This window comes from Paenibacillus sp. Marseille-Q7038 (assembly GCF_965111595.1).
The window spans coordinates 673,570-685,984 of the sequence record NZ_CBCOOM010000002.1 but is presented as its reverse complement, the minus strand read 5'-3'; the positions used below and the strand labels follow the sequence as shown (position 1 = coordinate 685,984).

Here is a 12,415-nt window from a genome sequence, read left to right as displayed (position 1 = left end):
TTTATCGAAATGTACCAAAGGGGCGAACTCTAATGGCAAAAGTGATTTCCAATATGCACCTGAATGAAAAAGTGGGTCTGCTTGAGGTGGAATGTGACCGCGGCGGAAAACCAGGACAGTTCTATATGCTTCGAGCCTGGGATACCTTTCCCCTGCTCCCAAGACCAATTAGTATCTTTGATTGTACGGATCACAGCATCCGTTTTCTATACCTGGTCGTTGGCGAGGGAACTCGCCGTTTATACCAGCTGAACGCAGGTGACAACCTAATGCTGGAAGGACCTTTTGGCAATGGATTTCCTGAACTCAGCGGGAAAATTGCGCTGATTGGCGGCGGTATTGGGATTGCACCCTTTTATTACGCAGCAAAAAACGATGAGAATGCAGATGTCTATCTCGGTTTCAGTGATGAGCCCTATCTTGTAGAAGAATTTAAACAAGTCTCTTCCTCCGTTACCGTTGATGTTGGCGGTACCATTTTGGACTCTCTACTGTTTTCTGATTATGACCATGTCATTGCATGCGGCCCTGAAGGAATGCTAAAAGCAGTTCAAGCGAAACAAGCAGCAGAGCAAACTACAGCGAATGTCTATCTTTCTCTCGAGAATAAAATGGCTTGCGGTATTGGCGCTTGCCTTGCTTGCAGTACGAAACATAAAACAGGACGCAAAAAAACATGTACGGACGGTCCTGTATTCCGAGCAGAGGAGGTTTTCTTCGTATGATTAATCTCTCTTGCAATATTGCAGGTATTTCATTTAAGAATCCGATCGTTATGGCTTCTGGCACCTTTGGTTTTGGACGGGAGTACAGCGGGTTCTATGATATTAATAAACTAGGTGGATTTGTGGGTAAAGGCCTTACCTTGCAACCCAAAGAAGGAAATAATGGTACACGTATGGCGGAAACGGCAGCAGGAATGATGAATAGTATCGGCCTTGAGAATCCTGGAATTCATGCTTTTCTTACGCAAGAATGTCCCTACTGGCAGTCATTAGATACGGTTCGAATTGTGAATTTAGGCGGCGGAACACTTGAGGATTATGTAATCGGCGCAGAACTCATAGAAGAACATGAACAGAAAATCCGTACAGAAACCGGCCATTCATCGATCGATATGATCGAACTGAATATCTCCTGCCCGAATGTGAAAGAAGGCGGAATGGCATTTGGGATTCAGACCGTTGCAGCACGGCATGTCGTACGTGCAGTGCGAGACAAGACAAGCTTGCCTCTTATTGTAAAGTTATCGCCTGGTGCAGAGAATTTATCAGAAATGGCGATCATGTGCGAGCACGAAGGAGCAGACGCTCTCTCCCTCATTAATACCATCTCTGCTATGAAAATAGATATTCGCAAGCGAAAAAGTGTATTTGAGCATGGTTATGCCGGATTATCCGGTCCTGCAATCAAACCGATAGCCCTACGTATGGTCCATCAAGTTGCGCACGCAGTTACTCTTCCCATTATCGGAATGGGCGGTATTACCACAGCTGAGGATGTCATTGAATTTATTATGGCCGGCGCTGATGCGGTACAGGTGGGCACGGCTAATTTTATTAATCTCCGTACAGGTCCAGATCTAATCGAAGGGGTCGCAGCCTGGATGGAACAAGAAGGCGTTCAGTCGCTTGATGAAATTCGCTGCATTATTTAATAGATTACACACAGAATCATCTTTCCTAGAACATAAGTTTTATGTTTATATATAACCTCTCTTTCGTTTTAAGCGTCCTTTCTGGCAAAGGGCGTTATAATAAACAAGAAAGAGAGGTGTTTTATGATGCAGATTAAATTTCTGGGGACCGGCGACATGTTCAGCTTCGAACAGGATCATAACAGTGCCATGATCGAGCATGAAGATGCAAGGCTCATTATTGATTTTCCCGAATCGAATAGCAAAGTACTTCGTAAACTAGGAATTCCCCTCAGCGATGTAAGGGATGTGTTCATTACCCATCTTCATGACGATCACATCAACGGCTTACAGCAGCTTGGCTACTACGCACAGGTGTTTGGCGACCATAAACCGACCTTGTATATTCACGAACAATTGGTTGACCCGCTATGGCGCACGCTAGAGCCTGGAATGAAATACACCGTAGGCGGTGAAAAATCACTCGAGGATTATTTTCATATCGTACCGTTACAAGAAGCGACTCCCTTCACTGTTGGCGGCATAACGTATGAGATGACCAAAACCCAGCATGTACCGGGGATGATAAGCTGCGGTCTACTCGCAAGAGGTTATTTTTATTACAGCGGAGACGCGATCATGGACCGGAATCTGCTGCTAGACATCAATCAAGATGTGAAAATCATTTTTTATGAGTGCCATATGCAGGACGTGACCATCGGTTCACACACTTCACTAGGTGATATTCAGGCACTGCCTGAATCCATTCAGCGAAAAACGCTACTGATGCATTACCATGACGGGTACGCAGATAGGGATGTTAGAGCACGATTCAACCAAGAATCGCTGGCGAAACTCGCCCATCCGCTAGAGGTGATTGAACTATGACGGATCATCATCCGAACAACAAAAACACCCCTCCTCAGGAGGGGCCTTTATCAAAGGGAAGCAGGGTTAATTAGCTGGTATTCTCTCCACTCTTCAGGCAGTAAGGAGCGATAAGGTTCCTGGGTAAAACGATCATCAATGAGCATGAGCACCCCTTCATCTTCTTCGGTTCGAATGAGCCGCCCGCCTGCCTGAAGTACTTTATTCATACCTGGAAAAACATACGCATAGTTAAATCCATTACGCCCTGTTTTATTAAAATAATCTTTCAGCATGTTGTTCTCCATACCAATCTGCGGGAGTCCCGTTCCCACCACAATAACACCGTTTAGTCGATCTCCCGGCAAATCCACACCTTCTGAGAACACACCTCCGAGCACTGCAAAAGCAAGCCGAGTCCGCTCTGGATGTGGCTGAAAAGCTTGCAAGAACGCATCGCGATCTTCTTCGCTCATGAATGTTTGCTGAATCACCGTATCAATCCCCTTACCTTGCTCCTGAGTAAAGGTATCATATACTTCCTGCATGTACGTATACGAAGGGAAAAAGACAAGCAGATTCGTACGCGGCCGCTCTTCTGCGACTTGCTGAATCAGCTTTGCTATGACCTGCTTCGAGCGCTCGCGATCATTATAACGAACTGAGACCGGAACAAGCCTTACATCCAGCTGATCCTTGTTGAATGGAGAAGGAATACTCAGCGTATAGTCCTCTTCACCCGCACCCAGCATATCCCGGTAATAATTCATCGGAGACAGGGTCGCCGAGAAATGAATAATGGAGCGATACCCTTTTCCTGCTTGCCGAAGCAGTTCCGAAGGATCAAGACAGAATATTTTGATTTTGAAATCACTCCGAATGATCTCCGCATAAGTTAGATAACGCTCATCATAGAACTTGGCCATCCGAATAAAGTTTTGTGCTGCGAAGTAGGTACTGAGCAGTTCCTCCTGTGCTTCTACACTTACCCTGGATGCAGCAGCCCCCGTTACCAGCTCAATCTCCGCTGTCTCTACAAACTTCTCCAGCTTTTGAATCAGTACTTCAGGCAGTTCGGATTGGATAATTCGGCCGTCTGCATTGCAATTATTTTTAACCGCAAGCAAGAAGGAATTCACCTCTCCTGCTGCGCGAGAAACACCTTCATTTGCCGTCTTATACTCGCTCTTGATTCCTAAGAAAACAGATTTAACAAGCTCTGCCGAGAACATGTTTCTGCCTCGGTCTACTAGGTTATGAGCCTCATCAACAAGGACAGCCGTCTTCTTCTTCTGATCTTCCATCAGCCGCTTCAGGGATACTCTCGGATCAAAAATGTAGTTGTAATCACAAACTACCGCATCTGCCGCATAGGCGATATCAAGAGAATATTCAAACGGACATACTCTATGTTTACGTGCATACTGCTCGATCACCGGTCTCGTCATGATCGTCTCATTTTTCATAATATCGAGGACAGCCCCGTTAATCCGGTCGTAGTATCCTTCGCATAACGAGCACTTTCCTGCATCACAGGCTTCCTCATCTTTAAAACAAATCTTATCTTTGGCTGTAATCGTTACGCTGCTCACATGAAGACCCTGTGCCTGCATCCTAGCAAAAGCTTCTTCTGCCGTCGCTCTTGTCGTCGTCCGCGCAGTAAGGTAGAAAATTTTGCTGATATGTTTGGCTCCCATCGCTTTCACTGCCGGAAACAAGGTGGACATCGTCTTCCCGATTCCTGTAGGTGCCTTCGCCATGAGTCCTGCACCTTCTTGAATCGTTTTAAACACAGCACCTGCAAATTTCCGCTGACCTGCCCGGTAATTCGGGAATGGAAATGGCAGAGCCTCAATGGAATCATTCCGCTCTTCCTCATGGATACGGAGCATGTCCGCATAAGGAGCATACGCTGCTACGATCTCGTGTGCGTAAGCTTCCAGCTCTTCGAAGGTATAAGCTTCAAGTAATTTTCGCTGTTCTCCGCTGCCTGTACGTACATAGGTAAGTTGTACCTGCATGCGGGGTAAGTTCTGTGCTTTGGCATGCATATAAGCATACATTTTCCCCTGTGCCCAGTGGACTTGCAGTCCTTCTCCCAGGTCCGCAAGCGGCGCTGCTGTAGATTTGATCTCATCAATCGTCCACTCTCCGTTTAGCTGGATAAGCCCATCACAGCGTCCTTCGATGTGAAATAACAGCTCCTCATGCTGAATATCGGTGGAAAGAAATACTTCCTTCTGATCTGTTTCCGCATAGGATTTCTGAATGCTTTGATGAATCCGGGTTCCTTCATGCATCGTAGCATTCGTCCTGAATCCGCTCGTAATGCTGCCGCTGCGATAGACGTACTCTACCAGCGGTCTTACCGATATGGAAATATCATAACTCATACAATCACCCGCTTCTGGTCTTTTTCATCTCTTCACTGTAACAGAACAGGATGCTAGAAACCAGTGAACAGCAAGTTAGAAACTAGGTTTGAAAAATCTCGCAGGTTCCATAATTTGTAATATAATAAGTCAAAAGAACACAAAGGAGATGCTCTATGCTTTTTATAATTATATTGTTAGGGATCGTGATCCTTATCCTTTTAGATATTAGAAGTAAATTACCTAAGAAACGGAACAGAATAAAAGAAGAAATTGATAAATCGAGACAAATACGAAAAAAACTTCGGGGTGAACAGACAAGATCTAGTGAAAGAAATAACGATAAATAGCTAATCTATCTGCCATGTTTAGAAAGCAACCTGTTTATGTGCTATATTTTGATGGTAATACATGTTATCTCATTCATAGTGCACAGGAGGTTGTTATTATGTATCTTTATATTTTCTCATCACCGATTACAGATGCACGCGAGGAACATCACTACGTCACGCTTCAAGGCGAAGAAGGTACACGCTACCTTGTCGAAATGGACAATCCTATTGAGGGAGAAGCAGCTGTTCCCGGATATGAAGTCATTGATGCGAATGGTACGATCGCAGGCAGTAATTTCATCGTTATGAATAACATCCCTGTTACCGAAGAGGGACGGGAAATGTTTGAAGCACGATTCATGAACCGCGCACGTAAAGTGGAAGGCGAATCTGGTTTTTCCGGTATCCGCGTACTTCGTCCACTGAACAGTGACACATATGTAATTCTAACAGCATGGGTATCCAAAGAAAGCTTTGAAGCATGGCAGAAGTCTCAGGCCTACTCCCAAGCACATGCTAAACGCGATACAAGCGAAGGTGTTGCTGCACAAGCACCGTCAATCTTCGCCCGCCCATCCTTTGTAACGATGTACACCGCAGAGTAATATAAAATAATGCAGCCCGTCCACTTCCCGTTCTAGCCTGAACAGGAGTGGACGGTTTTTTTTGTACTCTTTTTTCACACTTTTTTTGTGTGCTTTTTTGTTTGATCCCTTTTTACGTATTCATATTTTACCTATCCACATTTGCTCTAATTCCACTTCGCCGGATTCCTTTTTTCTTATTCCTTATTTCATTTCCCTTGGACTGGTTGCTCATCTCAAGGAGCAACGATGTCCCTTACCGCTCCCCAACTAGGGGAAGGATTCATCTTGCCCTAACGTTTTGGAACTGCGCTAGTGTAGCTCCAGGGAATAAGGTGATTACGAGATCGGCGCGACTTTGGCTTTGGCTGGACCTCCTCACCTTTCGAATCCACCCTGTCCAGACAAAACAAGCGGAGCAGAGAGCTCGAAATCACCGTTTCCCTCCTCCCCATCCTCTTCATTAGTACTGTTTCCCTTTTCGCCAACTTATGCAAAATATATTATTAATGGGCATATTACTTTGAAATGATGAATAGATTGTCTTTTGACATCCCCCAGCGCGCATAGGATAATATTTTCTAGAGAAAAGGATGTAACTTATGTTCTATAATAAGATATAATAAAACCATTATTTTACATTATGGCTTGTCACATGGAAGTATAGGAGGGAACCTGTTGGAACGCCAAATCTGGAGCAGACTTATTACAAAGCCATTTGTATTCTTCACCTTAATTATGATTATCAAAAGCTACCTGACTTGGTATGCCATCTTTGACAACATTCCTTTCTGGCAGCCTTTACTCACGGAGGTTCCTTTTGTATGGCTTATTTTTTGTTTTATCGAGCGTTTTTCTCATAAACGTAAAATCGGCTACTACATGATTGCGAACCTGGTCATTACGATCGTTTTCTTTGCTGCCATTATGTACTACAAATATTATGGAGTCATTGTTACATATCATGCACTAGCTCAAGTGAATCAAGTTACATCCGTCAACAGCAGTGTTTTCTCTCTGCTTGCACCCTATTACCTGCTTATCTTTGTCGATGTTATTGTGCTTAGTGTTTACTATATTCAGCGCAAGATTAGACATAAGAAACAGGGTTTTAGATCAACCCTATCCTTGCCTCGTATAGGTAAGCGGACGGCTGTCGTTATCTTTGCTTTTTCTGCGCTGCTGACCATTTATAACATTTGGCCGAATCGTGCCAGTATGAATGAGCTGAATCAAGCGGAATCGATGGGGATACTTAATTACGAAGCTTATATGATTGCGGCAGATAAACCAAGTGATCCCGTACCTGCTGATCAAATTACACAGGATAAGATTAATGAACTAAAAGGTTTCTCCGCCGATCAGCCTGCGATTTCTACTTATTGGGACGCAGCCAAAGGACGAAATGTCATCATTATTCAAATGGAGTCTTTTCAAAATTTCCTAGTCGGACTTCATATTGATGGTAAAGAAATTACACCCCATCTAAATGAACTTGCAAAAGAAAGCCTGTATTTCCCTCATTTCTATCAGCAAGTAGGTCAGGGAAATACATCGGATGCAGAGTTTGTTGTGAACTCTTCCTATTACATTCCAGCAAGAGGGGCGTCTTCCCAGGTATACGCCGATTATGAAGTGCCTAGTTTAGCCAAACTACTAGATAAGTACGGATATAACACAACCACTTTTCATACCAACAAGGTAGAGTTCTGGAACCGTAAAGAGATGTATGCAGCGCTCGGCTTCGGAAAATATTACGATATGGACTTTTTCGGTAATGAAGACGCAGTTGCATTTGCTGCTTCCGATGAAGTGCTCTATAAAAAGACATCAGTAGAGCTGGACGCGCTTCAGGACACAGGCAAACCATTCTATTCTCAAGTTATTTCCATGTCCGCACATCATCCATATCATCTGCCCGAAAGTAAATATAAAATGGAGCTTCCAGCGCGTTATGAGAATACGCTCGTAGGTGATTATATAAGAGCACAGAACTACGCTGACTATGAACTTGGTATTTTCATTGAGCAGCTGAAAGATAACGAGGTGTGGGACAACAGCCTCATTGTTCTGTATGGAGACCATCTCGGACTCCCGCTCTACTCACTTGAGGAAGATGATCATACCTTGATGAAAGAAATTTTTGGACGTGATTATACTCGCGCGGATATGATGAACATCCCGCTGATTATTACTGCACCGGGTGCTACTCACGGGGCTCGTATTGATCAGCTTGGAGGTCAATCCGATATTGTGCCTACTGTCGCAAGCTTGCTTGGTATATCCATGGATGACTATATTCATTTCGGTCAGGATCTGCTGAATGGGCATTCTAATCTTCTTCCAGAGCGATATTACCTTCCTTCTGGATCGCTGATTACCGAAGAAGGCATGTTTATCCCAGGCAGCGGTTATGAAGATGGGACACGGTATCCGCTTCCCTTAATTGAAGAGACCGCCGATCCTTCGTTTGTATCTTCTCTGAATCCACCGTCGGATATGCTGAAGGAAGCAGGCAACAACATAAACAAGGGAACGGTCAGCAAGGATAAATATGATCGTGCGCTTGAGCTCCTCCTACTTTCGGACAGCTATGTAACCCAGTTACCGAAGCGATAAATTACTATTCCTCTTAGTAAAATAGCAAATACGAAAAACCCTCTGTACTTGTATAGAGGGTTTTTCGTATTTATAACCTTTGTTTACCACTAGTGTATCTAGCAAAGGTTATCATCGTTAGCTTTTTTGTTTCAGCATAGGCTCGGTGAACGCGATCCATTCTCTTACCGCGAAGGATTGATAACGATCTTTACGCCAGACCATACCAAGTTCCCAAGGGATACGTTCGCTAAGCGGTAAGATACATACTTCTTCCACATCCAGCTCTCTGCAAATCGTCTCCGGCATGAGCGCCACACCAAGCCCCGCTGCTACCATATTGCTAATGAGGTCCCACTGGGCACTTTCATAGATAATACGAGGCTGATAGCCTGCTTTTTGACAAGCACCAATAATGCGGTCATGCAAAGTAAAGTCTTCTCGGAAAAGAATAAATGCATCTTCTCGAAGTTCTGATAAACGAATCTCTTTCTCACTAGCAAGCGGATGCGTAGGATGAAGCACTACCTTAAGTGACTCTGTAACAAATACATAACCATCTAGTAGAGAGTCATCGGCCGGCAAGACAGTAACACCAATATCAAGCGCACCGGATACCACGTCTTTCTCTACTTTTTTTCCCCCATCCTCAAACAGCTGAATGGTGATATTGGGATACTGCTTATAGAACTCCCCAATGACCCTAGGGAAAAAGCTCGCACCGATCATTGGCGGAAGCCCAATACGGATATGCCCCTTTTTGAGATTCATTAAATCATCCAGCTCCGAGGACAAGTTATGAAAAGAGTTCACAATCTCTTGAGCCTGCCTTGCAAAAACTTCTCCTGCATCCGTAAGCTCGACTTTCTTCCCGTACCGATCAAGAAGAGTCACACCTAATTCTTCTTCCAAATTCTTAACGGTCTTGCTAATCGAAGGCTGGGTTATATACAGGGCCTGAGCTGCTTTGGTAAAGCTCTTTTGCCTCGCTACTTCCAAAAAATAATTCAGATGCCTAATGTCCATAAGTGAACTCCTTCCCTACTATAGAAAAAAGGAATAGTAGAAATGCTTAATATGCATTTTACTCATGAAAGAATTTAATGTAAAATTTTCAGTAACAAAACATTCCAATTTCAAAGTGATTTCTTATCTATATTTCTTTGTTTTTTAAGGAGGCCCATCTCATGAAACAAACAGGAAAGATCGTATTTCAGGTCCTGATCCTGCTCTTGTTCGCTCTGCTTATGAACGGGATGACGAATCTCCTGCACCTGCCTATTCCTGGATCGATTCTTGGTATGGTGGTTCTGTTTATCCTTCTGCAGACCCGCATCATTAAACTCAGTTGGATTGATGCCGGTGCAAGCTGGCTGCTCGCAGAGCTTCTATTGTTTTTTATCCCCTCCGCTGTTGGGGTTATGAATTATTTCGAAATGATGAAGCAAGATGGTTTAAGTATTCTGCTCGTCATTCTGATCAGTACATTTCTTGTTATGGCTGTATCGGGGCTTGTTGCTTCAATCATGACAAAAAGAAAGGAGAAAAAACAAAATGACCGCATTGCTCTGTCTCGTATTCACTCTAGCCATCTACCTGCTAGCCAAAAAAATGTATAAGAAGATGCCTAAAGTGTACTTATCTCCCCTCATTATTGTGCCTGTGGTCATTATTGTTGCTCTTCTGACGACAGATACATCTTATACCTCATACAACAAAGGCGGGAGTATACTGACTCTGCTCTTGCAGCCCGCAACCGTTGCATTTGCAATCCCGCTTTATAAATATTTGAAAGAACTTAAGCAATATTGGCGTGAAATTGTGACCGGTGTATCGCTCGGTTCTGTAGTCGCTATCTCTTCTTCTGTTCTTGTTGCCAAGGGACTACATCTTGATCCAGGCCTTGAATCAAGCCTGCTCCCGCACTCGATTACGACACCGATTGCGATGAACGTAGCTACCATGATTGGAGGCGTGCCTCAGATCACCGCTGTCTTCGTCGTTATGACGGGACTCATGGGACTTTTAATTGGACCTTATACCCTGAAATTGTTGAAAATTGACGGGGAAATCGCCCGTGGAATTCTTTATGGTACAAGTGCGCATGGTACCGGGACTTCCAAAGCATTCGAATTCAGTCCGCTTACCGGGACGATATCCAGCATATCCATGGTGCTCTCCGCTATCATCACTCTGGCATTATCCCCTGTCATATCGATGTTTTTGTTCTCTTAATACACCCTCTATCCCTTTTTTTTCAAAAAAGTTATTGTATTGCAGGACACTCTTACCTTAAAATGAAAGAACGATAACATCGCTGATTAGCGGGGGAGATTACCCATGAAGAGAACCGGTATGAAAAGAGCGCTCGACCGCCTTGGCCGCATTGTTCTACCAAAAGAGATGCGTGATACCATGGAGATAGATATCGGCGACCCGCTTGAGTTCTTTATTGAAGGTAAGGAGTTAATCCTTCGTAAATACAAATCTACGTTATGCATTTTTTGCGGAAATGTAGATACTGAAATGTATTTCAAGGAGCAGTTTATCTGCAAAAGTTGTGCCAAAGAGCTAAAAATCGCGGAAAATTTAATCGATATTACAGCAGGCGAACGACAAGAAAAGACACTTTCTGAGCATGAACGACGTGCTACCTACTTTATTAAGCCAGAATTGTCAGTAAAACCTAACGTACATAGACATCCGTTCGCCATCAACTCAGACGAATTTGCCCGTGATGTAAGACCAAAGACAGCACAAATGCTGCGCAAGATGAAAGAAATACTAGATACTCATCCCGGTATCTCTCAGAATCAAATAGCTGAGAAACTAGGCATCAGCCAAGGGCGTGTATCTCAGCTCAAGAAACTTCTTTAGTAAACGGTATCATGTAGGAACATCAGATTATAAAGTAGCAGTTACATTACAAAAGGTTGCACAAAGTGGACAAGCCCCTCTTCATCAAGAAGAGGGGCTTGTTTGCTGTACTTATCTTTAACGCAGAACCGAGAATCACCTATACCGATTCATTTACCGGCTCTGAAATAAACAGCCGATCTCCATACCTAGCAGACTGTAATGCAGCTACGGTAACTGCCTGTGTGCGGAGTGCATCTTGGTAATCTGACCGAATTAAGCTTCGATCTCCTGTCCGAAGCGCATGCAGGAAAGCTTCATTTTCACTCTTATAAGGATTATTCTCACCCGCTATGGTTTGCTTTCCTTCCGCCGTAGAAATGGACAGCTGTTCAGGATTCCAATCCCATATCCCCTCCGCTGTATAGAAAGTAAGTCCGGAGCGTCCCGCTACTCCATCTGGAAGTATACAAGTATTCATAATGTTGGCTACTGCCCCATCTTTCATCTTTAGGTTTACCGTCCCTACATCGGGAACGGTAACTCCTTCATGGAGCTTGTGCATGCTGCGCCCCGCATACATCGCTTGTACCTCTGACACTTCGCCGGCTACATAACGGAGCAAGTCTACAATATGTGTGGTCTGTTCAATAAATTGCCCGCCAGAGCCTTCGAGATCACGCCACCAAGCTACGCCTGGCATTCCTCCATTCCAGCATCCGCTGGCCATCCCGATCGTTTGTCCCGCTAATGCCTGTTTGAGCTTCTCTGCATTCTCCTGATAGCGAAAATGATATCCTACTGCCGTCAGCAGTCCTTTTTCACGAATCGCAGCTTCAATTTGCATTGGCAGCTCAAGATCAACCGCCAGCGGCTTCTCCACAAAGAAAGGGATGCCCCGTTCGATTAATGCAAACTCTATCTCTCCATGCGCCATCGGCGGAACACAGATATAGACCGCATCCAGCTTCTCCTGTTCAAGCATCGTATGAAGATCTTCATAAGGATTTGCTTCATATTTTGCAGCCATCGTCTGCGCCTTCTCTATACTTGTACCGAGAATCGCTTGTATCTTCACATCTTCTGTCTCATGAAGCAGATCCGCATGCACTTTACTAAACCAACCCGTACCAATGATTCCGATATGTAGCTTCATTCCGTCATCTCCTT

Annotated in this window: 10 protein-coding genes and 1 pseudogene; 8 read left to right on the top strand and 3 right to left on the bottom strand. The window is 44.2% G+C overall.

Features of this window, described 5'->3' with window-relative positions; genetic code table 11:
• Positions 1–32 precede the first annotated feature (32 nt).
• The 3 genes from ACWPWY_RS20325 (at position 33) to ACWPWY_RS20315 (ending at position 2,524) form a co-directional block, all read left to right on the top strand.
• A complete protein-coding gene (locus ACWPWY_RS20325; protein ID WP_454193411.1) occupies positions 33–725 on the top strand; it encodes a dihydroorotate dehydrogenase electron transfer subunit in 693 nt (230 codons plus the stop codon).
• Positions 722–1,657: a dihydroorotate dehydrogenase gene (locus ACWPWY_RS20320; RefSeq protein ID WP_454193410.1), complete on the top strand. Its 936-nt coding sequence runs from the start codon at positions 722–724 to the stop codon at positions 1,655–1,657. Before ACWPWY_RS20325 ends, ACWPWY_RS20320 begins: the two co-directional genes overlap by 4 nt.
• 123 nt (positions 1,658–1,780) lie before the next feature.
• On the top strand, positions 1,781–2,524 hold the full coding sequence (locus ACWPWY_RS20315; RefSeq protein ID WP_454193409.1) for an MBL fold metallo-hydrolase: 744 nt from the start codon (positions 1,781–1,783) through the stop codon (positions 2,522–2,524).
• A gap of 50 nt (positions 2,525–2,574) precedes the next feature.
• Here ACWPWY_RS20315 and ACWPWY_RS20310 read toward each other — a convergent pair whose 3' ends face one another.
• Complete coding sequence (locus ACWPWY_RS20310) at positions 2,575–4,896, bottom strand: ATP-dependent DNA helicase (RefSeq protein ID WP_454193408.1); 2,322 nt, start codon at positions 4,894–4,896, stop codon at positions 2,575–2,577.
• Positions 4,897–5,323: 427 nt separating this feature from the next.
• Between ACWPWY_RS20310 and ACWPWY_RS20305 the strand changes: the two genes are divergently transcribed.
• The gene (locus ACWPWY_RS20305; RefSeq protein WP_454193407.1) at positions 5,324–5,812 is read left to right on the top strand and encodes an antibiotic biosynthesis monooxygenase family protein; all 489 of its coding nucleotides are present in this window, start codon (positions 5,324–5,326) and stop codon (positions 5,810–5,812) included.
• 717 nt (positions 5,813–6,529) lie between these two features.
• Positions 6,530–8,410, top strand: coding sequence for an LTA synthase family protein (locus ACWPWY_RS20300; protein ID WP_454193906.1), 1,881 nt, complete (start codon positions 6,530–6,532; stop codon positions 8,408–8,410).
• Positions 8,411–8,527: 117 nt separating this feature from the next.
• On the opposite strand, the gene cidR is transcribed toward ACWPWY_RS20300, so the two are convergent.
• Positions 8,528–9,415: a cidABC operon transcriptional activator CidR gene (cidR, locus tag ACWPWY_RS20295; RefSeq protein ID WP_454193406.1), complete on the bottom strand. Its 888-nt coding sequence runs from the start codon at positions 9,413–9,415 to the stop codon at positions 8,528–8,530.
• Positions 9,416–9,576: 161 nt separating this feature from the next.
• Here cidR and ACWPWY_RS20290 point away from each other — a divergent pair.
• From ACWPWY_RS20290 to ACWPWY_RS20280, 3 genes and pseudogenes are all read left to right on the top strand, one after another.
• A pseudogene (locus ACWPWY_RS20290) lies at positions 9,577–9,945 on the top strand (CidA/LrgA family protein); the annotation flags it as partial.
• Positions 9,944–10,624 carry a CidB/LrgB family autolysis modulator gene (locus ACWPWY_RS20285; protein WP_191800760.1) on the top strand — a complete coding sequence of 227 codons (681 nt, stop codon included), beginning with the start codon at positions 9,944–9,946 and terminating at the stop codon, positions 10,622–10,624. The pseudogene ACWPWY_RS20290 and the gene ACWPWY_RS20285, both read left to right, overlap by 2 nt.
• Positions 10,625–10,729: 105 nt before the next feature.
• Positions 10,730–11,266, top strand: a complete 537-nt coding sequence (locus ACWPWY_RS20280; protein ID WP_454193405.1) for an AbrB/MazE/SpoVT family DNA-binding domain-containing protein — start codon at positions 10,730–10,732, stop codon at positions 11,264–11,266.
• Positions 11,267–11,405: 139 nt separating this feature from the next.
• Here the strand turns inward: ACWPWY_RS20280 and ACWPWY_RS20275 are convergent, their stop codons facing one another.
• Entirely contained in the window at positions 11,406–12,401 is a 996-nt protein-coding gene (locus tag ACWPWY_RS20275; protein ID WP_454193404.1) for a Gfo/Idh/MocA family protein, read from the bottom strand.
• Positions 12,402–12,415 lie beyond the last annotated feature (14 nt).

Coding starts and splice junctions, on each gene's coding strand:
- ACWPWY_RS20325 (WP_454193411.1), top strand. CDS start 33: ATGGCAAAAGTGATTTCCAATATGCACCTGAATGAAAAAGTGGGTCTG.
- ACWPWY_RS20305 (WP_454193407.1), top strand. CDS start 5,324: ATGTATCTTTATATTTTCTCATCACCGATTACAGATGCACGCGAGGAA.
- ACWPWY_RS20315 (WP_454193409.1), top strand. CDS start 1,781: ATGATGCAGATTAAATTTCTGGGGACCGGCGACATGTTCAGCTTCGAA.
- ACWPWY_RS20275 (WP_454193404.1), bottom strand. CDS start 12,401: ATGAAGCTACATATCGGAATCATTGGTACGGGTTGGTTTAGTAAAGTG.
- ACWPWY_RS20320 (WP_454193410.1), top strand. CDS start 722: ATGATTAATCTCTCTTGCAATATTGCAGGTATTTCATTTAAGAATCCG.
- cidR (WP_454193406.1), bottom strand. CDS start 9,415: ATGGACATTAGGCATCTGAATTATTTTTTGGAAGTAGCGAGGCAAAAG.
- ACWPWY_RS20280 (WP_454193405.1), top strand. CDS start 10,730: ATGAAGAGAACCGGTATGAAAAGAGCGCTCGACCGCCTTGGCCGCATT.
- ACWPWY_RS20285 (WP_191800760.1), top strand. CDS start 9,944: ATGACCGCATTGCTCTGTCTCGTATTCACTCTAGCCATCTACCTGCTA.
- ACWPWY_RS20310 (WP_454193408.1), bottom strand. CDS start 4,896: ATGAGTTATGATATTTCCATATCGGTAAGACCGCTGGTAGAGTACGTC.
- ACWPWY_RS20300 (WP_454193906.1), top strand. CDS start 6,530: ATGATTATCAAAAGCTACCTGACTTGGTATGCCATCTTTGACAACATT.